This is a genomic window from Vreelandella sp. 2A-K22 (assembly GCF_054065485.1).
The window spans coordinates 1-20,969 of sequence record NZ_JBSUGC010000020.1; the positions used below are offsets into that span (position 1 = coordinate 1).

Consider the following 20,969-nt stretch of genomic DNA (forward strand, 5'->3'; position numbering starts at 1 on the left):
AATCATCGGCAGAGACATTGCTGACGCTTTCGCTAAAGGTAACGGTGTAATCGACGGATGCAGCATTGGCATCGGGTGAACCGCTGGGGGCAATACTGGTAACGCTGGGAGCCACATCGTCGGTGACATTGATGGTGACATCTTGCGTTGATGCGGTATTGCCATCGGTGGCTTGTACGCTGAGCGTATAGCTGCCGGTCGCACTGGCATCGAGCTGACTGGTATCGCTCAGGATGATCTCGCCCGTGGTGCCATCGATAGTGAAGGCGTTGCCAGTGTTGCCGGACTCGATGGAGTAGTTCACTGGATCGTCGCCCGTGGTAGCGACAGTGCCCAGTACCGTGCTGTTATCATCGCTCTCTTTAACGCTAAAGACTTGGCCGGTGGTGATGGCCGGGGCGATATCGTTGACGGAAATGGTGATGTCTTGAGTAGCCGTGTTGTTGCTGCTTTCACCGTCATCGGCCTGGATAGTCAGGGTGTAGCTTGCGGTGGCTTCATAGTCGAGTGCGTCAGGATCCGCTAGACGAATCTCGCCGTTATTGCTATCGATCTCAAACGCGCCGTCGACGTTGCCAGCGGTGATCGAGTAGGTGACAGAGTCGGTTCCACTGCTATCGCCATCGTTGGCATTGACATCGTGGATGACGGAGGTGGTATCAGTGGACGTTTCGTCGACGACCAGGCCGCCTGGATCCGTATTTTCAAAAACGGGATTATTATTCGTGACAGCCGGTGACGCGACAAGATCATCCATTTCGAGCACGGCGACGTCGCTAAATGTAATCCTGACTTCATCAACGTTGTCGTAGCCAGACTGAAAATCTATCGCGCCATAAGCACCACCCGCTGTAGTTTCGTTGTAGGTGTAGTGGGCGTCTCCTTGTGTATCGGAAGCTGTAAAGTCAAGTGATTCAGCAGAAGTTACTGCGGCACCGTCACGGAACCCCTGAATCGTTGCCACGGGATTAGTGTCAGTTGTTGTCTCAGATATGCCAATGGCAACCGAGGCAAGGTCAAATTCAGATCCATCGGTCGAAGAAAAGGTGAATTGACGAATATCTGGATTCTCAAAGTTCATCCAAATTACTCGGTCATTAGGATCCCCTGAATTATTCAAGTTGACCGTGAAGTCTGAAGGGCTGGGGGTAGCTATCCTGTCAGCACCATCCATTGCAAACGTCCAATCTCCAACGTTTATTGATGTAACCGGTTTTTCATTGATAAGGCCTACATCATCAAAATTCTCATTGGATATTGCCAAGGTCGACTGAAATAGCCCCGGTGCGGGTGAAAAAACGGCTGTTTCGATCAGGCCTGTTTGTTGTTCCAGATCCCAGTCCCCACCAAGATCGCTGGCCCCGGTTAGGTCATCGGAGGCGGCCACATCCGCGCCCGTTACCTGCGCTAGCGATTCCACAAACCGCAGTCCCTGCTCGCCCGCGCCAACATCACAGCCGTAAATAAGGATGTCGCCGTTTGGCCCCAATGCTTCGCCCCATTGTTCCAGGAAGCGGGCATAACTCGGCAGAGTCTCGCTATCAAGCGTGCTGTTACCAAGCGCTATACGCCCCTCACTGCCGTGGGAAACCAAGTGGATGGCGTCAAATTCGCCGCGCTGTGCTAACGCCTGGGCGATTTGTTCAACGCCGTTAGCGCTGGGGTCTAACAGTATGACCACGGTATCGTCGGCCACGCCGTTAAGCAGTGTTTGGTAATCGTCAACTCGGGGGTCGACGAAGATAACTTCGTTACGACCAGTCGATTGGCTTGGGGGCGTTTGGCGGGTGGGAGTATTCATAAAGAGTACACTCTTTAAGTTGTGTAGAGATTTGGTTGTTTGTGTATATTTTATCTGTAGGTATTTGTTTATACGTCTTTTTTATATGGCTTTTCCTATACGGCGTCGATCCGGTAATAGGCAAGTGACAGGCCGGAGACGCCGCCGTCAAAGATAGCAACCCGAAGCGGTGAAATGTCCATCTTAATGCTCCTTGTGCAGTTCTTTACTCTAGGATCTTTCGAGAGCACGTCGCTGACAAGGGGTTGCGAGAAGTTGATACTGAAGTGATCCGTTGTGCTATGGGTGGCCGCTCTAGTGATTTCGGTGATACCCAACTGATACTGTGATGCTGCGGCATCTAAGCTGAAATGCTGAATATGACAGCCGTCACTGAGTAAGCGACACTGTCTGTGATTGATATAAAGACGCTCACAGGGTGAAAGATGCATACATTGGATTTCCCTATTTCAACACTGCTGGATGATCTGGTCGCTAGATGAGGCCCATCTTCCCATGTTCAGAAACACGTGATCGCGCTCTTCGCTACATCAAAGAGCTCCACTGATTTGTGAAGTGCTCTAAGCTTTAATCCAATTTTTGCTTGTTTAACTTTTGTTTATTTATATTACTGCTTATACAGTTTTTTGGTTTCTTAACTATGTAAAAGCAGTCTAGGTTTATTGAGGAATTAGCACAGTAATACTAAAATTATGATCGTGACCCTAAGCATATGCAAGATTTTACTACTAGGTTTAATGAGTCTATGGTTACTGTGCGTGCAGCCGGATCGTCCTTTCCAATCATGCGCAGCCGCTAATGGTTGAGTAACCGCCATAAGCATTAATGATACCTTTATTAAAGATATCTTTATTACAACAGTGACAAGGAGTATTTTATGGATCCATTCCTCGGTGAAATCAAAATGTTCGGCTTCGAATGGGCGCCTCAAGGCTGGGGGGTGTGCAATGGTGCCCAGTTGTCTATTGCACAGAATACCGCCCTCTTCTCTTTACTTGGCGTTGTGTATGGCGGCAACGGCCAAACCACCTTTAACCTGCCAGATCTGAGAGGGCGAATGCCCAGAGGGCAAGGTCAGGGAGCGGGCATGGCAAATGTCGATATCGGGGAGCTGGCTGGAGCGGAAAACCGCACACTGACTATCAATGAAATGCCTCAACATACGCATGCCGCAGGGGCAATGACTACGCCGGATGACGCCAATCAAGCTACGCCTGCCACAGGGGATTATCTAGCCAGCGGTAAAGTGGGCCTAAGTGACTCTGTACGTAATTACTATAGTGGCACCCCCTCTGGCACGGTTGAGTTAGGCAATGGCCAAACGGGCATTAGCGGAGGGAGCCAACCGTTTAACGTTATGAACCCTTATCTCGCCCTGAACTTCAGTATTGCATTGCAGGGTATCTATCCATCCCGCCAATAGGTAGGGCAACAAGTGATGGTGGCCGAACGTTTGGAGGTTCGGCCTCTTATCGTAGGAGTCACGATGTTAGGCACCATTACGGCGGCGGATTTTCAGCCGCTACAGGGAAAAGAGTGTACCTTTGAGGCGACCTCTGCGCTTTCGGTGAAGTTAACGGTCGAGCAAGTCACAAGCCGCCCCGACTGCCAAGTGCCGGGGGCAGGCGAAGCGCGGGAGCCTTTCGGTGTTCTTCTGTCTGGGCAGCAAGACGAGGTTGATTTTACCAGCGCCACCGGGGTCTTGCGCTTAGGCGACGGAGCAACGCTGGAAGGCGTTTACATTAACCGTGTGTTACCCCCAATGGGGGGCGACCCACGGCCCTGGTATCAACTGGTTTTTAACTAATATTTTTACTAACTAATAGTTGACTAGGGCGTTTGCGGATACCAGACCCAGCGTTCTACTGCCCCCATTAATCTTTCAAAGCGGAACCCTAGCTGCTGGTAAAGCTGTTTGGCATAAACATTAAATGGATCGACGGAGAGGGAAACGGGGCTCATAACTTGAGCCCCTGCTGCCTGGACTGCCCTAAGAACGACAGCACCATAGCCTTTATTACGTGCTCCCTTGATCAGCGCGAGGTCGAGAATATGCACTTCGTTGGCACCGAAATCCACGGTGACACGGCCGATCCGCTCACCCTGTTTCTCGACGATATAATACAAGGCATTGGGGTAGGCAGTTCCATAACCGATTGCCTGGGCCTTAACCTGCATCTCAAGCAGCGCCTCAATCATGTCTTGATCAGCCAGCGCTAGTTGCAGGTCTTGCCGGATATCTCGATAAAGCGCTTCAAGAAAAAGATGATCTGAATCTCTAGAGGGTCGAAGTTGCAACCCATCGTTTAAGTGCCCGCCAATACCTGCCATTCGTTTGCCATTGCCCAAGGATATAAGTTGATTGAATCGCCCACCACTACAAGATAAACGTGAGCTTGCCAAAAATCGTGAGTGCTCACCAACCCCCTTGGCCCTCTAACAAGCTTCGGGTGTTGTTATTGAGCGGTAAGCGGAAATCGGCGCTGCCGAGTACCATGGCATCACCTGCTCGAACGACCCGAGCACTTACATAGACGTAGTCCTGGCCCTGTGCATAGGTGCCCATTAGAATTGAACGGGCGTTGTGCTGAGCGGTTAGGCGCTGAACTTGCCGTGATAGAATCAATTCCCCCACGCTCTCTTCGATAAACATGCTGTCGCGCATTTTGACTTCGCGTACCTGCATACCCTGGCGGGCCAGTGCGGAGGCCATAATTTCAGAGCTAATACGCCCAAGCGTAGACGACTGGCTTAGATTGTCGATGCTCACAAAAGTGGCGGCAATCATGGGGCTATAGCGCGTGAGCTCTGGATTGCTGGCAACCATCTGCTCGGCAGCGGCATGAACCAATTCAGAGAGATCGGGTTCCGGTTCGGCGGGCGTGTTGTTAGCATTGCCCAGCGCGCTGCAACCAGCCAGTAACAGTAGCGTTATGCCCATGGTCATCCCACGGGTAGCATGGCCGATAGAGCGAGCGCGCCAAGTAGTTAAAAGTGTCATCAGCATGAAATTACCACGTATCAGTAAGGGGAACGGAGGGTGTGGTAGGTGCCTGAGGCACGCGATGAGGGGCATATTGACGACGGTCACCGGCATTGATGTAGTAAATGTTGGACGAAGAGTAGAGAATTCGTTCGCCATCGATAATTTGCGTGGTCACGATGATCTCTTCGTCACCGGTGTATGTCCAACTACCGCTGGTGGTATCGGCAAGCATGCCGGCGGGGATTAATCCCAGCGCAGGTTCGCTCCACTGATTAAACGGAATCGTGGCTACCGCAATGCCCGCGGTGAGTGCGGTAAAAGCGCCAACCGGTGGGCGGATAAAGCCGCGGTCACGGTGCTCGACAACTTCGACGTCGATAGTGATATTGGCGCTGTTTGCAGTGGGGACGGTGGTAAGGTTAGCGCCCCGTGACACCAGTTCGCTGGTCAGCAGTGCGCGAAAGCCACGCCCAAATTCACCGCCACTGTAGGCGTGCAGTGCTTCACTGTCTGACTCGCTGATGTGTAAATCGCGATTGCGAACGCGCTCGCGTTGTAAAATGCTGGTAGCTTCATGGCGGGCCAGCACATCCCAGTGGTGAGCTGCCTGCATACGTTGCTGTTCGGTATAGGGGTAGGTAGTGGCGATCGGCGCTTGAGATGTGTTGGCATAAAAGCAGCCGCTAAGCATTAAGCTTGCCAGCCCCAAACTAACAGGACGTATGAAATAGGGTAATGGAAATAATCGGGGACGGGTGCGCACCTGCTGGTTCCTTTTTCGCTACAAAACGGCTTTTGATAGACTATGTGCTTTGCTTAGTTTGCCATGCCTAATTCGACGTATCTAATTCATCATACCTAGCAAGATCGGCCACGAGGTTAAAAACTTGAATGAGCGATAATGCCAATGCTTGAAGATCACCGCGGCGGTCCGCGCCATGATTCGCTGATGTCGGCCTATCATGAAAGTGATAGCGGTAGCGGTTGGATGATCAGTTATCTCGATATCATGACCTTGTTGGTGGCTCTGTTCGTGGTCATTATCGCCGCTGCAGGGCCGGTTATTCCTCAATTGAACCAGAAGGATAGTGTGAGCGAGGACGCGGGCACATCCTCGCCTACTTTGGGAGTCCCCCTGCCTGAAGCATTGGCCCAGGTAAGCCATGAGCGTGAGAGTGTCGCCCGGTGGAGCAGTGCAGGATTGAACCCCATGGCGATTAGTGCGGCACTTGGCGTGGCAGGGCTGCCCAAGCTGGCCGATCTTCCTCGACGAGTCAGCTTCGGTGTTCCACCGCTTTTGGCTGCACCATTGCCGCCTGCTGAGCCGGTTATTTCTTTACCAAAACTACTGATGCCCGCGGGCAGTGATGATTTTACATCGCCCTTAGCTGACTACATGGTGGTGTTAACCGACCACCCCCCGGCAAATGTACAAGCGGTGAGCGATGAGTCAGTAGCGGGGGCGACTGCGCTAAATCAGGCGCTTTCGGAACGCGTTGAAGAGTCTACCTATTTGCCCGACCTGGAGGGTGTTGAAGTATCGCGGGTGGCTGAGGGGATTAGCCTGCGTGTACAGGATCAACTGCTGTTTCCCTCTGCCACGGCTGAGCTAACCAACGATGGGTCGTCACTAGTGAGCAGTTTGCTCGAGACTATTCAGCGCTACGATGGCGAAGTGTGGGTGGAGGGCCATTCGGACAGCCAGACCATTAGCACCGAGGAGTTCTCATCTAACTGGGCGCTGTCGAGTGCTCGTGCCATTGCCATTGTGGAAGCGCTGGAAGCGGCGGGCGTGGATGCTGAACGCCTTCGCGCAGTCGGCTTGGCAGCAACAAAACCGCTAGAGAGCAACGCCACCGCGGAAGGGCGTGCACGTAATCGGCGGGTTGAGGTGGTGATTCATGTGGAGTAAGGGGCAGTTAATAGAGGAGTAAATAGCTGCTCAGCTATAAGGAAAATGTCATTGCGAGAAGCGCAGCGACGCGGCAATCTGATTTGTCAGTGATAGCTAACCCCGAGATTGCTTCTCTATGTTTGCAATGACGGCAACATGATCGCCACGCTTCGCTCGCGATGACATAAGAGGGGCAATGACATAGAAAAAAGCCCGCCGGGGGAGGCGGGCATTAAAGGGCTTGGCTCACTGCAGTCCACTGGCATCAGGTGAGGGGGTGTACAGGGTTGCCAGTGGGTACAATATCAGTATAGCTATTTATTAAGCGTTGCCAAGTGCGGTAAAGCTTTTTTTACTTTTTATCATCTTAGTTATCGCTAATGCTTATTCTGAAAGGGGCTGTACAAAGCGCACCGATCTGCTTCATGCACTTTTGTGGTGCGTTTTAACTGCCTCTTTTTGGTGCTTGCAAGTACTCTGATTTATTTATCCCGTCAAATTCCACGTAACCCTCTGTTGAATAGACACTTCTCTGTTTTGGCTTATTAATTGCTATGCTTTACGTAGCAATTAATAGCTGGTCATAGTAGTTAATAGCTGGCCATAGCTATTTAGGCGTTCTAGACATGACGTCTTAACGAAGCGTTAAGGCCGAAGAGAGGTAGTGCTATGCCTGAACCCGCTCGTCTTTCAGCGTCAACCCCTTCGGTTGATCCGGCTCTGCAGCCGCGGCTTGTCTTGACCGATTTAGATGGCTCACTGCTCGACCATCACAGTTATGACTTCAGCCCTGCTGCTCCCTGGCTTGCCCGCTTAAAGCAAATGGGGGTGCCGGTGGTTCCGGTGACCAGTAAAACCCGTGCCGAACTGATACCGCTGCGCGAAGCGCTGGGCCTCACGGCAACCCCATTTATTGCTGAAAATGGTGCGGTTATTGGTCTCCCCCCTGGCTGGTGTCATGCACGCTTAGACCGTCCAGGCAGTGGCCGTGATGGTGTCGTTATCAAACATCCTGGTGTGGATATTGGCTTTATACGTGCCCGATTAAAGGTGTGGCGTGAACGCTTGGATATTCGCTTTACCCGCATGGGAGAGATGAGCGTAGCTGAGGTGATGGAGCTTACCGGGCTCGACGCAGTTCGCGCCCGGGATGCTCGGCAGCGGGAAGGTAGCGAACCGTTGTTGTGGGAAGACTCGGCCGCGGCCCTTGAGACGTTTCGCGCCGCTTTAGAGGGGGATGGCTTACAGCTTACTCAAGGTGGGCGCTTTTGGCATGTAATGGGGCGCTCCGCCGATAAGGGCAATGCCGTCGAGTGGCTGGTTAAACGCTTCACGGCATTAAGAGGGCGAATGCCTCTTTCATTGGGTTTGGGAGATGGGCCAAACGATATCACTATGCTTGAAGCAGTGGATCAAGCGGTCGTGATACGAGGTTGTCACGACTTAGCCGTAGAACCCCGCAACGCTTCGCTCTATCGCACGGATGCCACAGGGCCAACCGGCTGGGCTGAGGGAGTGGCCTACTGGTGGGGGCGAGATGACCGCCGTTTAGCGACGGCGGAAAAGGGCGATGCCGCTGTCCTTTGAGTACAGTTCTTTGAGTCCAGTACTTTGACCCCAGTTCTATGAATCCAGGGAGGTAAGTGAATGAGTGACTTTCATCAAAACGGAATTATTACCGACTTTCACAACCTTACCCGGCGCTCGGTGGAGGCGCTTGAACAAGAGCTGTGCCAGTTTGCTCGACGACGTCCAATGGGGCTGATTCTACCGTCGCTGTTTTCGGAGCTGGAAGGGCCAGCGCTGTCGGCGATCGTCGATGAGCTGGTTAAAGTCCCTTATCTCAACGAGATAGTCATTGGCCTGGATAGAGCCGATCGCGAGCAATTTTTATATGCTCGGGAGTTTTTCTCACGCCTGCCGCAACACACGCGCATCTTATGGAACGATGGCCCACGGCTGCGCGCCCTGGATGCGGAGCTGGAAGAGCACGGTTTAGGCGCTTTAGAGCCTGGGAAAGGGCGCAATGTATGGTATTGCGCAGGCTATATGCTGTCGTCAGGGCGCTCGACGGTGGTAGGGCTTCACGACTGCGATATTTTGACCTATGAGCGTGGGCTGCTTGCGCGCTTGATGTATCCGGTGGCGCACCCCAATTTCAATTACAGCTTCTGCAAAGGTTATTACCCCCGTATTGCCGAGGGCAAACTGAATGGGCGCGTCTCACGGCTGTTAGTCACACCGCTGCTGCGGGCGCTTAAAACTGTCTGTGGGCCGATGCCCTACCTTGATTACCTGGATAGCTTTCGCTACCCACTGTCAGGTGAGTTTGCGATGCGCAGCGAAGTGCTTGAGGGGATTCGTATGCCTGCGGATTGGGGGCTGGAAATTGGCGTTTTGTCGGAGTTACAACGCAACTACTCCCTGCGCCAGCTCTGCCAGGTAGATATTGCCGATGCCTACGACCACAAGCATCAGCCGGTTAGCGAAGATGATCCTGATAGCGGCTTAAACCGCATGAGCCTGGATATTTCAAAAGCGCTCTATCGCAAACTAGCCACCCAGGGGGTTACCTTTAGCAGCGAAGACTTCCGCACGCTTAAAGCTACCTACTACCGCTTTGCGCTGGATTTGATCGAAGCCTACGACCACGATGCGACGATGAACGGCCTAAGCCTTGATCGCCACAGCGAAGAGCAGGCCGTGGAGCTGTTTGCCAGTAACCTGCTCGAAGCGGGCAATCTTTTTATGGATAACCCACGTGAGCGACCCTTTATCCCCAGCTGGAACCGTGTTCAGGCCGCGGTGCCAGATCTGCTCACGCGCATGCACGAAGCGGTAGAGCTGGATAACCAAGGTAAGGTTTAGCGCCTATTCATATGTCATTGCAAGGAGCCTACTCATATGTCATTGCGAGGAGCGCAGCGACGCGGCAATCTCGATCTGCGATGGCAGGTAACCTCGAGATTGCTTCACTGCGTTCCCAATGACAACACCGAGATCGCCACGCTTCGCTCGCGATGACACCCATTTGTCATTGCAAGGAGCCTACTCATATGTCATTGCGAGGAGCGCAGCGACGCGGCAATCTCGATCTGCGATGGCAGGTAACCTCGAGATTGCTTCACTGCGTTCCCAATGACAACACCGAGATCGCCACGCTTCGCTCGCGATGACACCCATTTGTCATTGCAAGGAGCCTACTCATATGTCATTGCGAGGAGCGCAGCGACGCGGCAATCTCGATCTGCGATGGCAGGTAACCCCGAGATTGCTTCACTGCGCTCGCAATGACAAGACATCAAAAATCGCTGTGCTGGAGGGCTGCACGCGGAGCCGATGACGAGGCGGGTAAATTTGCTTGTGCATGTCCCGTGCTCTGGTTAATGCGGAAGTGGGCAACCAGTTGACGCAGCTGAGCACTGAGCTGTGCGAGCGTTTGGGTGGCGTGGTTACTCTCTTGCACCAGGCCGGCATTTTGCTGGGTCATTTGATCCATCTGCGTTACCGCCTGATTGACCTGCTCAATGCCGCTGCTCTGCTCAATGGTGGCTGCAGAGATTTCCTGAACCAGTGTACTGAGCTGTTTAATGTCATCGACCATGCCATTGATCTCATCGCCGGTGTCATGCACTTGACGGCTGCCTTCCACCACTTTGCTATCCGACGCTTCGATCAGCGTTTTGATCTCTTGGGCGGCAGCAGCCGAACGGCTGGCTAGTTGGCGAACTTCATTGGCGACAACGGCAAAACCGCGCCCCTGCTCGCCGGCTCGGGCGGCTTCCACCGAGGCGTTAAGAGCCAAAATATTGGTTTGGAAGGCGATGCCGTCAATGGTGTTAACGATGCTGCTCATTTGGGTGGCGCTTTCGTTAATCGTCGCCATGGTGGAGATCACCGTGGACATTGAGTCACTGCCGCGTTGAGCGCTGTCAGCGGTGCGTGTGGCAAGTGTTCGCGCGTGATCCGCATGTTCGGCATTTTGTTTAACCGTGGCGGTAAGCTGCTCCATGCTGGAGGCCGTTTCGGCCAACGACGCTGCCTGCTCTTCGGTGCGTGTGGAAAGCTCTTCATTAACACCCACAATCTGCTCTACGCCACTGTTAACCTGGTTTGCGCCGTGGTGAATATCGCCAATGGTATTGGCCAGGGTTTCACGCATCCGGTTGATATCAAATAGTAAGCTCTGCTGATCCTTCGACGAAAGCTGAGTGGTTTGGGTCAAATCTCCATCAGCAATATGGCGTACTACGCTAGCTGCATAGCGTGGGTCGCCCCCCAGCCTGCGAGCAACATCACGAATGACCCAGCCCATTAGCAGCGTTACAGGAAGGCCTATAATCAGCAGTACCATTACCGAGTAAATTAAACGTGTAATAAAAGCTTCGTTTATATCATCTACATAAACACCCGTGGCCAGCGACCACTGCCATTCGGGAAGATAGGCCACGTAACTGATTTTCGGTACCTGCTCATCACCAGTGATACGACGGGAGTAGTAGTCAACGTGCCCACCGCCAGCTTGAGCTGCTTCTCGAAAAGCAGCGTAAAGATCCATGCCGCTGGCATCCTGGTAAGCGCTCATGTCTTCACCGCGGGGGCGCTTGGGGTGGGAAACGATCTTTAGGTCATCATCGAAGGAGAAGATATATTCTCCACCGCCAAAACTGACGCTAGACATATTGTCGATGGCACGCTGTTGGGCTTCTTCAAGGCTGAGCTCTCCAGCAACTACCCGCTCTTGTAGCGCTTCAATTTGGCTCTGTACGCTTTCCACCACGTATTGAATACTGTCTCGGCGTTCACTCTCAATCGTCTGGCGATTCTCCCAGGCCAACCAGCCTACCAGCAGTAGCATGGCAACCCAGATAATACCCAGCGTTCCCCAGAGTTTTTGCGTCGTCGTTAAGCGTGTCATTTTTTTCCTAGCCGATGTAAGTAAGCAACGTTGTTCCCTATCGGCCTAAGGCACCAATACCTTAGCAAAATTTAAAGTAAATGCTGCCGCGGCAATTTCGCTTGCCGAGGCAGCATATTCTGAGATGTGTTTCACATCGCTCGCAATGACACCCAGTTGATCATTGTGAGGAGCCTACTCATATGTCATTGCGAGGAGCGCAGCGACGAGGCAATCTCGATCTGCGGTGGCAGGTAACCCCGAGATTGCTTCACTACGTTCGCAATGACAGGTGAAGGATTTCAATGATATCACCTACGTCATTGCGAGGAGCGCAGCGACGCGGCAATCTCGATCTGCGGTGGCAGGTAACCCTGAGATTGCTTCACTGCGCTCGCAATGACAAAACATCAAAAATCGCTATGCTGATGAGCGGTCTGCGGGGCGGGTGAGGAGGCGGGTAAGCTTGCCTGTGTATGCTCCGTGCTCTGGTGAATGCGGAAGTGGGCAACCAGTTGGCGCAGCTGGGCGCTGAGCTGGGCCAGGGCTTGAGTCGCGTGAGTGCTTTCTTGCACCAAGCTGGCATTTTGCTGGGTCATTTGATCCATTTGCGTTACCGCTTGGTTGACCTGCTCAATGCCGCTGCTCTGTTCAATGGTAGCCGCAGAAATTTCCTGAACCAGCGTACTGAGCTGTTTGATATCATCGACCATGCTGTTAATCACATCACCGGTGTCGCGTACTTGGCGGCTGCCTTCAACTACTTTGCTGTCCGACGCTTCGATCAGCGTTTTAATCTCCTGTGCCGCAGCAGCTGAGCGGCTGGCAAGTTGACGAACCTCATTGGCGACAACCGCAAAGCCGCGCCCTTGATCACCTGCTCGGGCGGCTTCAACTGACGCGTTCAGTGCCAAAATATTGGTTTGGAAAGCGATACCGTCAATGGTGTTAACGATGCTGCTCATCTGTGTGGCGCTTTCGTTAATCGTCGCCATAGTGGTCGTGACGGACGACATCGAGTCGCTGCCGCGCTGAGCGCTATCGGCCGCTCTGGTGGCAAGCTTACGCGCATGGTCAGCGTGTTCAGCATTTTGCTTAACAGTCGCGGTGAGCTGTTCCATACTGGAAGCGGTTTCAGCTAGTGATGCTGCCTGCTCTTCGGTGCGGGTCGAAAGCTCTTCGTTTACGCCCACGATCTGCTCTACGCCACTGTTGACCTGGCTTGCGCCGTGGTGGATGTCACCAATCGTCTCGGCAAGAGCTTCACGCATCCGGTTGATATTAAAAAGTAAGCTCTGTTGATCCTTCGGCGAAAGCCGTGTGACCTGGGTCAGGTCGCCGTCGGCAATATGACGTACTACGTTGGCTGCATAGCGTGGGTCTCCACCTAAACGACGAGAAACATCACGAATAACCCATCCCATCAGCAGCGTTACCGGCAGGCCAATGATCAGTAGTATCACGATCGAGCGAATCAAACCGGCAATAAAGGCGGCATTAATATCATCGACATAAACGCCGGTCGCCAGTGACCAGTCCCATTCGGGAAGGTGCGCTACATAACTGGTTTTCGGCAGCTGCTCGTCGCCACCCGCGCGGGTAGAATAGTAATTGACGTGACCACCACCTGCTTGCGCGACACGCAGCAACTCGGGGTACAGCGCCATCCCGCTGGCGTCTTCATAATTGGTCATGTCAGTGCCGGGTGTGCGGCTAGGATGCGATATAATCAGTAAGTCATCGTTGAATGAAAAGATATACTCGCCCGCCCCAAAGCTAACGCTAGACATATTATCGATCGCACGCTGCTGCGCTTCTTCCAGGCTAAGTTCACCGGAGGCTACCCGTTCTTGCAGGGCTTCAATTTGGTTTTGCACGCTTTCCACTACGTATTGAATGCTATCGCGGCGTTCGCTCTCAATCGTCTGGCGGTTCTCCCAGGCAAGCCAGCCAACCAATAGCAGCATGGCAACCCAGATAATACCCAGCGTTCCCCAGAGTTTTTGTGTCGTTGTTAAGTGAGTCATGTTCTTCCTAATTTTTGTAATTGAGTAACTCCTTCATTATCGGCCTAAATGGAGCAGACCTTAGCAAAAATAGTCTTGAACACTCTTTTGGGATATATAGCACTCTTATATTCTAAAATAATCTAAATATAGAACTTAAAATGCACTATGCTGTCTTTATAGCATGAGATTGAGATCACCACCCCTATGGGAGGCAACGATGCAACGCCCAATCGTTACGCACTTTTTTGATGAGCCTACGAACACCTTTAGCTATGTCGTCCAAGACCCTGATAGCCGTGCCTGCGCAATTATAGATTCGGTACTCGATTTTGATTATGCCGCTGGGCGAACCGACGTGCGATCTGCTAACACCATCATCGCTTTTATTCGCGAACACGATCTCGATGTAGTCTGGATTTTGGAGACCCATGTACATGCAGACCATCTCTCGGCGGCGCCCTACCTGCATGAGCAGTTAGGCGGTAAAACCGGCATTGGTGCCAACATAGTGAAGGTGCAGGAGATATTCGGTAAGGCGTTCAATGCGGGCAGTGAGTTTGCTCGGGATGGCAGCCAGTTTGATGCGCTGTTTGAAGAAGGGGATACGTTCACGGTTGGCCAATTACAAGGTCGTGTGCTGCATACCCCAGGGCATACGCCTGCTTGTTTAACCTACGTAGTGGGCGATGCCGCCTTTGTAGGCGATACACTATTTATGCCGGATTATGGCACCGCGCGGTGCGACTTCCCCGGCGGTGATGCGCGCACCTTGTATCACTCTATTCAAAAAGTGTTAGCGCTTCCCGAGCAGACACGATTGTTTTTATGCCACGACTATAAAGCCCCTGGCCGCGATACCTTTCAGCATGAAACCAGCGTTGCTGAGCAGGTAAATGAAAATGTTCATGTACATAAAGGTATCAGCGAAGACGAGTTTGTGAAGATGCGCACCGAGCGTGACGCCACCTTAGGCATGCCACGGCTCATTATTCCTTCGGTGCAGGTCAATATGCGTGCGGGGGAGCTGCCTCCGGCGGAAGAGAACGGCACTGTCTATCTCAAAGTGCCGCTTAATTTTTTCTAACGGTTTAAGTGCGAGCTGAGGAGTGATCAGTGGATTGGACAGCAGGCTTACAAGGGCTGGTTGGGGGTGTATTAATTGGGCTTTCCGCTACCTGGCTGATGGCAACGCTGGGGCGTATCGCCGGTATCAGTGGCATCGTGGGTAACTTGATAACCCAGCGCCCCAAGGGCGATAGCGCTTGGCGAGTGGCTTTTCTGTTAGGGCTGATTAGCGGCCCGCTTCTGCTTATGGCGTTAGGTGGTGGTTTGGGCAACGTTGCCGGAAGCCCTGGTGAGGTGATTGGCGCGCCGGTGGGAGGCGTAGGGTTAATGCTGGTGGCTGGGCTGTTAGTGGGCGTAGGCACGGGGCTGGGCAGTGGCTGTACCAGCGGCCATGGGGTATGCGGGCTGGCGCGCTTGGCACCACGCTCCATGGCGGCCACCGGTATGTTTTTGCTGACGGCGCTAGTGACCGTTTATATCTCGCGCCACATGCTAGGCCTAGGCGGTGGAGTATGAGTCAGTCAAACAAGAGTCATTGGATGAAAACAGCGGCAGGCTATGCGGCGGGGCTACTTTTCGGTATCGGCTTAGCTGTTTCAGGCATGACCGACCCCGCGCGAGTAGTGGGGTTTCTAGACGTAGCGGGCGCCTGGGATCCAACGCTGATGTTCGTATTGGGCGGGGCCGTCATCACCACCTTTGTTGGCTATCGGCTGGTATTCAAGCGTACTGCACCATTGTTGGGTGGCGTCTTTCAGTTACCGACCAAACGAGAGTTAGACGCGAAGTTATTAGGGGGCGCTGCCCTGTTCGGCATCGGCTGGGGGCTTTCCGGCTACTGCCCAGGGCCAGCGATTGCCTCCATTGGCGGTCTTTCCTTACCGCTATTGGCCATGCTGGTGACAATGGTGTTGGGGTGGTTTGCTGCTAAGCGTCTCGCCTAGCCATTCGTCCTTATTCGGCGATTGCCATGCCCGCGCCCTTGCCATCAAAGCAAGGGCGTTTTTATTTGTCTTAACGCTGGGTTAATGCCCGTCCGCCATGCTGATGGGTAATAAATGGGAAACTGCTATGCACGTCTTGTTGATTGAAGATGACCCGCTGGTTGCTTCGGGTATTCGCGCTGGATTAATGACCTTCGACTTTGTGGTCGATCACGTCTCCACGGGGAGCGCTGCCCGTCAGGCGATGCGAACGGTGGCCAGTGATGTGGTCATTCTTGATCGCGGATTGCCCGATGGCGATGGTCTTCAATTGCTGGCCGAGTGGCGCGAGCAGGGCAACGACGTTCCCGTGCTGGTGTTAACCGCAAGGGATGCGGTGCGTGACCGAGTGGATGGACTACAGGGCGGCGCCGACGACTATCTGGTGAAACCTTTCGATTTAGATGAGTTGGTAGCGCGTTTGCACGCCTTGTTACGCCGAGTAGCAGGGCGCAGCAGCGGCCTGATTGCCCACGGCGCACTCTGCTTAGATCCAACGGCTAGGGAGGTCTACGTCGATGAACAGCTGATTATGCTGTCTCGCCGGGAGCTGGTGCTGCTTGAAACCTTCCTGCAATCGCCACGCAGCGTCCTGTCAGCCGACCAGCTTAAAGATAGCCTTTACGGTATGAACGACGATGTTGAGAGCAATGCGCTGAATGTGCATATCCACCACCTGCGCCGCAAGTTGGGGAGCGGCGTGATTGAAACAGTGCGCGGGCTTGGCTATCGGTTGGGCAAACCCGAGGCGGTACATGCGGCCGGTACGCCCTATAAGGGGCAGCTATGAGTTTACGTGCGCGCTTGCTGCTGACTCTGGGATTAACGCTGGCACTGCTCTGGGGTGTGGCGGCGGCGTGGCTGATGCGCGACCTGGAAGAGAAGTTTGTGGAAACCCTGGATCAGCGCTTAGCGCAGTCGGCAAGAATGGTGGCCGGGTTAGTCCTGCAGCTGCCGTTTGACGTATGGGAGGATGCCGAGCATCCAGTGCTGTCTATTCCACCCATTGAGGGTCTGGCCTGCCAAGTGCACTCGCCCCAAGGCGAAATCATGGCGCGCACCCATGCCGATATGGACGCTATTCTCGCCCCGGGAGAGGGCGGCCACACTTATCGCCAGGCAGGCGACGTGACTTGGCGGGTATTTACCTACGAGCGCGGTGGCATCGTGATTACCACCGCTGATCGTATGGATGAGCGCGATATGCTGCTCGGCGGCGTTATACGCATGACCGTGGTGCCCTTTATCGTAGCGCTGGTAGGCAGCATGTTTGCGCTTTGGCTGGGGGTTTGGCGTGGCTTAGCACCGCTAACACGGCTGCGCGAATCGCTGGCCAATCGCCACCCCGATGCACTGGCCCCTGTCGCTACCTATGGCCTGCCTAAAGAGATTCGTCCGCTGATTGAAACCTTAAATACGCTTCTTGAGCGTGTACAGCAAACCATTATCCGTGAGCAGCGCTTTACAAACGATGCCGCCCACGAACTGCGCACACCGCTTACCGCGATCAAAACCCACCTGCAAGTGGCTCGCCGGGTCGAAGGTCAGGCCGCAATAACATCGCTCAACTATGCTGAAGAGGGAGTGGTGCGGTTGAGCTCAACCCTTGACCAACTGCTCACGCTGGCTCGCGTAGAGGGGCGTGTGCGCTTTGATGATGGTGAGGCTAGTCGCGTCGCAGATGTAGCCGAACACGCCCTGGCGGATAGCCAGCACAACAAATCAGCCCGCTTTGTAGTGTCGCCCCATTGGCCCGATGTCGCCCTTGCGATGCCCCGCGAATTGGCTATCACCGCGCTGCGTAATTTGCTCGATAACGCTATTAACCATGGGCCCGCCGATGCCCCCGTTAACTTTGATGCGCAGTGGGAGCCAGGGGAGCGCCATCTTACCTTTAGCGTTAGCGACCAAGGCCCAGGTGTTGATGGCGCGACGCTTGAACAATTAACTCAACGATTCTGGCGCGCCAGTAAACAGCAAGGCAGTGGACTGGGGTTAGCCATTGTGGCTGCTATCGCCGAACGTTTTGGTGGCGAAGTGACGTTTGTCAGCCCTGCTGGAGGTGGTTTTACCGCCCGTCTGGTGGTGCCAGTGGCGGGTAGCTAACAACGATAACGCAAGGGAGAAACCGAGATGAATAAAAAATACTTAAGCAGGTTTGGCCTGCTGATAGGGATTAGCTTAGTCACTGGAGGCGCGCTGGCGCAGCAGGGTGACGCGGAGCGAGGCCAGGCTGCAGCGGCTACCTGCACAGCCTGTCATCAGGCCGATGGCAGCGGTATGAATGTGCCCAATGGTGAGTCATGGCCGCGCTTAGCGGGGCTGAATGCGGACTATATCGCTAAGCAGTTGCACGACTTTAAAGCCGGGCAGCGTCAAAATGCGACCATGATGACGTTTGCCAATATGCTCGACGATCAGCAAATAGCCGATGTTGCCGAATACTATAGCCAAATGCCGGTAACGCCGGGGCAAGGCGGCGATGAGGCCGACGAAGCGCTGCTGGCGCGGGGTCAACAGCTTGCCGAACGCGGCGATTGGAACGCCTACATTGTTTCCTGCCAAAGCTGCCACGGGCCCGGTGGTACGGGCGTTGGCAGCACCTTCCCAGGTGTCGCCAGCCAGCATGCTGGCTATATCAGCGCTCAGTTGAGGGCGTGGAAAAACGAGACACGCATCAACGACCCACAGAATCTCATGGGGGCCATTGCCAAACGCATGAGCGATAACGACATTCAGGCGGTGTCTGCCTGGTATGCCACGCAACCCGGTTCAGAAGAACAGGAGACAGCACAATGACCATCTGTCGTCGCTCCCTCGTCATAACCCTGACCGGCTGCTCGCTGGCGTTCGGTACCGTTTATACAGCCACGGTTTTTGCCCTGCCAGAAGAGCGTCCAGACGCTGCGCTGAATATGCTGGTACACGAGCCCCCCACCATGGAAGACCTTGAGAATTCCGAACTTCATCCGGAACTGAAAAAAGTCATCCGCTATGGGCATGATCTATTCACCAATACGCAGCAGTTGCGTGGTGAGAACGTGTTCAATGATATGAACTGCTCTAGCTGTCATTTGGGCGAAGGGCGGGTGCCGTTCAGTGCGCCAGTGTGGGCCGCGGCTATCACGCTGCCGGATTTTCGTGGTAAGAACCAGCATGTGAATAACCTGGAAGAACGTATCGCAGGTTGCTTTGCTTATTCCATGAATGGTGTGCCACCGGAGTATGGCAGCGATGAAATGCTGGCGCTGAGCGCCTACCATCAATGGCTGGCCACCGGTGCGCCGATGTATCCAGACAAACCGATCTATGGGCGTGGCTTCCCCGCACCGGATGAGCCAGCTGAAGAGCCCGACTACGCTAGAGGCGAAGCGGCTTACCAGGAAAATTGTTCGATATGCCATCAGAACGATGGCTCTGGCCACTATGAAAACGGTGAATACGTATTTCCAGCCCCTTGGGGCGACGGCTCTAATAATTGGGGCGCGGGGATCGCGCGAGTAGAAACCATGGCGGGCTTTATTTACCAAAATATGCCGCTTGGTCAGCCGCGGTCACTCAGCGATCAAGACGCCTGGGATATTGCTTACTTCATAAGCAGCCAAGAGCGACCCCAAGACCCTCGCTACACGGGCGATGTCGCCGAGACAGCCGAGCGTTTTGGCCCGACCTTCCATAACCGCTCACTGTACGGGCAAACCCGCGAACACGACGGCCATGTACTCGGTGATCACGACAACTTCGGGGAGAAGGGCGACCTTAAACCCTGGAACGTCGGGATGCCGAGGTTTGAAAACCTTTCCGAGGAGTAATACCGTCACGAAATGTGATTATGAGGAACTTTCATTTTTTGTCATTGAGAGGAGTCCTCTTTATGTCATTGCGAGGAACTTGCGACGAAGCAATCTTTGGCGGCGGTGGCAGATTAACCCCGAGATTGCTTCACTACGTTCGCAATGACAGGTAGCGGATTTCAATGACATCACCTACGTCATTGCGAGGAGCGCAGCGACGCGGCAATCTTTGGCAGTGGCAGATTAACCCCGAGATTGCTTCACTACGTTCGCAATGACAGGTGAAGGATTTCAATGACATCACCTACGTCATTGCGAGGAGCGCAGCGACGCGGCAATCTTTGGCGGCGGTGGCAGATTAACCTCGAGATTGCTTCACTACGTTCGCAATGACAGGTGAAGGATTTCAATGACATCACCTACGTCATTGCGAGGAGCGCAGCGACGCGGCAATCTTTGGCGGCGGTGGCAGATTAACCCCGAGATTGCTTCACTACGTTCGCAATGACAGGTAGAGGATTTCAATGACATCACCTACGTCATTGCGAGGAGCGCAGCGACGCGGCAATCTCAGCTAGCGGTGGCAGGCTAAGTTCATCAAGGTGTTTCACTGCCCATCATCTCGATCAGCCGCTCATCACTGGGCATACCCTGAATACGGTCAAGACGCACGGCCCCGTTCTCTGTTTCACGCTGAAAAACGGAAGTGGGGGTTGCATATAGGCCCAGCTCTTCGAACAACTGGTTATTGGCGTACACCTGCTCTTCAATTTCTCTCGGTTGGGCACTAGCTTCGATTTCCTGCTGGCCGCTTTCATGGGCATGCAGTGTCGCCGCTGGATCGTCGGCGCCGAGAATAGCGGCTGCTTTTCCAGGGCTGTCGGGTGCTAAGATACCTACCATGATATGGCGTAGCTGCACCTCACCTGCTTCCACCCAGGGGCGAACGTCTTGCCACATTTGACGGCAGTAGGGGCAGTTGGCATCCGTGAAGGTGTAAATCACCCGGGGGGCATCCACATTGCCGTCCTGTACCCAGTGGCTTTCGCTTAATAGCTGCCATGTTTGTGCCTCTAGCGGTGCACGTACATGCTCATTCAGTTGCGCTTCGGTAAGGTCATTCCCCTCATTATCCATTAGCGTACCCACCACGGCGTGCTCGCCATCCGGCGTCAGGTAAATCGCCATGTCCTGGCCCTGCACGCTGGCGCCGTAGCCGCGCAACCCTCCGGGGGCATCGAATTGACCATGAATTTCCAAGCCTTGGTCGGCAAGTGCCTGAATAGGGGCGGGTAGCTCATCGGCATAGCTCGCAGAGGTGCCGACCAATCCTGCCAGCAGGAGAAAACCACTTATGCCAGCGTGACGTTTTAAGTGCATTGCAGCGCCTTGTTTGAATAAGAGTGAGAGGCTAGAGATTTAATAACCGCCGCCTTAGTGCTGGCAATCCCTAAAATAATGCCGTGTTGCGATTATCGCAGCACAACATTATTTAGGGATTATGCGCTTTATAACTGGGGCAATATGTCGCAACTTACGG

At 53.9% G+C, this 20,969-nt stretch carries 19 protein-coding genes; 12 read left to right on the forward strand and 7 right to left on the reverse strand.

What is annotated here, in order from left to right; translation table 11 throughout:
* A partial coding sequence (locus tag ACW17M_RS21935) for a DUF4347 domain-containing protein (RefSeq protein ID WP_457548091.1) occupies window positions 1–1,801 on the reverse strand: 1,801 nt, incomplete at its 3' end.
* 877 nt (window positions 1,802–2,678) lie between these two features.
* Here ACW17M_RS21935 and ACW17M_RS21940 point away from each other — a divergent pair.
* Window positions 2,679–3,224 carry a phage tail protein gene (locus tag ACW17M_RS21940; RefSeq protein WP_457548092.1) on the forward strand — a complete coding sequence of 182 codons (546 nt, stop codon included), beginning with the start codon at window positions 2,679–2,681 and terminating at the stop codon, window positions 3,222–3,224.
* Between the two features lie 63 nt (window positions 3,225–3,287).
* Window positions 3,288–3,608, forward strand: a complete 321-nt coding sequence (locus tag ACW17M_RS21945; RefSeq protein WP_039857260.1) for a DUF6916 family protein — start codon at window positions 3,288–3,290, stop codon at window positions 3,606–3,608.
* 23 nt (window positions 3,609–3,631) lie between these two features.
* Here ACW17M_RS21945 and ACW17M_RS21950 read toward each other — a convergent pair whose 3' ends face one another.
* The 3 genes from ACW17M_RS21950 to ACW17M_RS21960 all read right to left on the reverse strand — a co-directional run bounded on the left by ACW17M_RS21950 (window position 3,632) and on the right by ACW17M_RS21960 (window position 5,478).
* Window positions 3,632–4,132, reverse strand: coding sequence for a GNAT family N-acetyltransferase (locus ACW17M_RS21950; protein WP_039860590.1), 501 nt, complete (start codon window positions 4,130–4,132; stop codon window positions 3,632–3,634).
* Window positions 4,133–4,217: 85 nt separating this feature from the next.
* Complete coding sequence (locus ACW17M_RS21955) at window positions 4,218–4,748, reverse strand: FlgO family outer membrane protein (protein ID WP_035538611.1); 531 nt, start codon at window positions 4,746–4,748, stop codon at window positions 4,218–4,220.
* 64 nt (window positions 4,749–4,812) lie between these two features.
* A complete protein-coding gene (locus ACW17M_RS21960; protein WP_240550038.1) occupies window positions 4,813–5,478 on the reverse strand; it encodes a hypothetical protein in 666 nt (221 codons plus the stop codon).
* 210 nt (window positions 5,479–5,688) lie between these two features.
* Here ACW17M_RS21960 and ACW17M_RS21965 point away from each other — a divergent pair, with 210 nt between their 5' ends.
* From ACW17M_RS21965 to ACW17M_RS21975, 3 genes are all read left to right on the forward strand, one after another.
* Window positions 5,689–6,699, forward strand: coding sequence for an OmpA family protein (locus ACW17M_RS21965; protein ID WP_309599313.1), 1,011 nt, complete (start codon window positions 5,689–5,691; stop codon window positions 6,697–6,699).
* Between the two features lie 651 nt (window positions 6,700–7,350).
* The gene (locus tag ACW17M_RS21970) at window positions 7,351–8,268 is read left to right on the forward strand and encodes an HAD-IIB family hydrolase (RefSeq protein WP_027959601.1); all 918 of its coding nucleotides are present in this window, start codon (window positions 7,351–7,353) and stop codon (window positions 8,266–8,268) included.
* Between the two features lie 60 nt (window positions 8,269–8,328).
* Window positions 8,329–9,549, forward strand: coding sequence for a glycosyltransferase family protein (locus tag ACW17M_RS21975; RefSeq protein ID WP_009288458.1), 1,221 nt, complete (start codon window positions 8,329–8,331; stop codon window positions 9,547–9,549).
* Between the two features lie 433 nt (window positions 9,550–9,982).
* On the opposite strand, the gene ACW17M_RS21980 is transcribed toward ACW17M_RS21975, so the two are convergent.
* Together ACW17M_RS21980 and htc2 are read right to left on the reverse strand one after the other, a co-directional pair.
* Window positions 9,983–11,599, reverse strand: coding sequence for a methyl-accepting chemotaxis protein (locus tag ACW17M_RS21980; protein ID WP_400675324.1), 1,617 nt, complete (start codon window positions 11,597–11,599; stop codon window positions 9,983–9,985).
* 389 nt (window positions 11,600–11,988) lie between these two features.
* Window positions 11,989–13,605, reverse strand: coding sequence for a methyl-accepting chemotaxis protein Htc2 (htc2, locus tag ACW17M_RS21985; protein WP_022519604.1), 1,617 nt, complete (start codon window positions 13,603–13,605; stop codon window positions 11,989–11,991).
* Between the two features lie 199 nt (window positions 13,606–13,804).
* On the opposite strand from htc2, the gene ACW17M_RS21990 reads away from it, so the two are divergent.
* The 7 genes from ACW17M_RS21990 to ACW17M_RS22020 all read left to right on the forward strand — a co-directional run bounded on the left by ACW17M_RS21990 (window position 13,805) and on the right by ACW17M_RS22020 (window position 19,447).
* A complete protein-coding gene (locus ACW17M_RS21990; RefSeq protein WP_400675327.1) occupies window positions 13,805–14,671 on the forward strand; it encodes an MBL fold metallo-hydrolase in 867 nt (288 codons plus the stop codon).
* 29 nt (window positions 14,672–14,700) lie between these two features.
* Window positions 14,701–15,168: a YeeE/YedE family protein gene (locus ACW17M_RS21995; RefSeq protein ID WP_041157907.1), complete on the forward strand. Its 468-nt coding sequence runs from the start codon at window positions 14,701–14,703 to the stop codon at window positions 15,166–15,168.
* 23 nt (window positions 15,169–15,191) lie between these two features.
* Window positions 15,192–15,596 (forward strand): DUF6691 family protein, encoded by a 405-nt coding sequence (locus ACW17M_RS22000; RefSeq protein WP_027959597.1) that lies wholly within the window; start codon window positions 15,192–15,194, stop codon window positions 15,594–15,596.
* Window positions 15,597–15,723: 127 nt separating this feature from the next.
* Entirely contained in the window at window positions 15,724–16,425 is a 702-nt protein-coding gene (locus tag ACW17M_RS22005) for a response regulator (protein ID WP_039860596.1), read from the forward strand.
* Window positions 16,422–17,741 carry an ATP-binding protein gene (locus ACW17M_RS22010; RefSeq protein WP_009288463.1) on the forward strand — a complete coding sequence of 440 codons (1,320 nt, stop codon included), beginning with the start codon at window positions 16,422–16,424 and terminating at the stop codon, window positions 17,739–17,741. Before ACW17M_RS22005 ends, ACW17M_RS22010 begins: the two co-directional genes overlap by 4 nt.
* A gap of 27 nt (window positions 17,742–17,768) precedes the next feature.
* Entirely contained in the window at window positions 17,769–18,434 is a 666-nt protein-coding gene (locus ACW17M_RS22015) for a c-type cytochrome (RefSeq protein WP_027959595.1), read from the forward strand.
* On the forward strand, window positions 18,431–19,447 hold the full coding sequence (locus tag ACW17M_RS22020; protein ID WP_457548093.1) for a c-type cytochrome: 1,017 nt from the start codon (window positions 18,431–18,433) through the stop codon (window positions 19,445–19,447). Before ACW17M_RS22015 ends, ACW17M_RS22020 begins: the two co-directional genes overlap by 4 nt.
* Window positions 19,448–20,026: 579 nt before the next feature.
* Here the strand turns inward: ACW17M_RS22020 and dsbG are convergent.
* Window positions 20,027–20,809 (reverse strand): thiol:disulfide interchange protein DsbG, encoded by a 783-nt coding sequence (gene dsbG / locus ACW17M_RS22025; protein WP_400674906.1) that lies wholly within the window; start codon window positions 20,807–20,809, stop codon window positions 20,027–20,029.
* Window positions 20,810–20,969: the final 160 nt, after the last annotated feature.

What these genes read in the sequence shown, in the direction of transcription:
- ACW17M_RS21940 (WP_457548092.1), top strand. Translation starts at nt 2,679, where the DNA reads ATGGATCCATTCCTCGGTGAAATCAAAATGTTCGGCTTCGAATGGGCG.
- ACW17M_RS21945 (WP_039857260.1), top strand. Translation starts at nt 3,288, where the DNA reads ATGTTAGGCACCATTACGGCGGCGGATTTTCAGCCGCTACAGGGAAAA.
- ACW17M_RS21950 (WP_039860590.1), bottom strand. Translation starts at nt 4,132, where the DNA reads ATGGCAGGTATTGGCGGGCACTTAAACGATGGGTTGCAACTTCGACCC.
- ACW17M_RS21955 (WP_035538611.1), bottom strand. Translation starts at nt 4,748, where the DNA reads ATGACCATGGGCATAACGCTACTGTTACTGGCTGGTTGCAGCGCGCTG.
- ACW17M_RS21960 (WP_240550038.1), bottom strand. Translation starts at nt 5,478, where the DNA reads ATGCTTAGCGGCTGCTTTTATGCCAACACATCTCAAGCGCCGATCGCC.
- ACW17M_RS21965 (WP_309599313.1), top strand. Translation starts at nt 5,689, where the DNA reads ATGCCAATGCTTGAAGATCACCGCGGCGGTCCGCGCCATGATTCGCTG.
- ACW17M_RS21970 (WP_027959601.1), top strand. Translation starts at nt 7,351, where the DNA reads ATGCCTGAACCCGCTCGTCTTTCAGCGTCAACCCCTTCGGTTGATCCG.
- ACW17M_RS21975 (WP_009288458.1), top strand. Translation starts at nt 8,329, where the DNA reads ATGAGTGACTTTCATCAAAACGGAATTATTACCGACTTTCACAACCTT.
- ACW17M_RS21980 (WP_400675324.1), bottom strand. Translation starts at nt 11,599, where the DNA reads ATGACACGCTTAACGACGACGCAAAAACTCTGGGGAACGCTGGGTATT.
- htc2 (WP_022519604.1), bottom strand. Translation starts at nt 13,605, where the DNA reads ATGACTCACTTAACAACGACACAAAAACTCTGGGGAACGCTGGGTATT.
- ACW17M_RS21990 (WP_400675327.1), top strand. Translation starts at nt 13,805, where the DNA reads ATGCAACGCCCAATCGTTACGCACTTTTTTGATGAGCCTACGAACACC.
- ACW17M_RS22000 (WP_027959597.1), top strand. Translation starts at nt 15,192, where the DNA reads ATGAAAACAGCGGCAGGCTATGCGGCGGGGCTACTTTTCGGTATCGGC.
- ACW17M_RS22005 (WP_039860596.1), top strand. Translation starts at nt 15,724, where the DNA reads ATGCACGTCTTGTTGATTGAAGATGACCCGCTGGTTGCTTCGGGTATT.
- ACW17M_RS22010 (WP_009288463.1), top strand. Translation starts at nt 16,422, where the DNA reads ATGAGTTTACGTGCGCGCTTGCTGCTGACTCTGGGATTAACGCTGGCA.
- ACW17M_RS22015 (WP_027959595.1), top strand. Translation starts at nt 17,769, where the DNA reads ATGAATAAAAAATACTTAAGCAGGTTTGGCCTGCTGATAGGGATTAGC.
- ACW17M_RS22020 (WP_457548093.1), top strand. Translation starts at nt 18,431, where the DNA reads ATGACCATCTGTCGTCGCTCCCTCGTCATAACCCTGACCGGCTGCTCG.
- dsbG (WP_400674906.1), bottom strand. Translation starts at nt 20,809, where the DNA reads ATGCACTTAAAACGTCACGCTGGCATAAGTGGTTTTCTCCTGCTGGCA.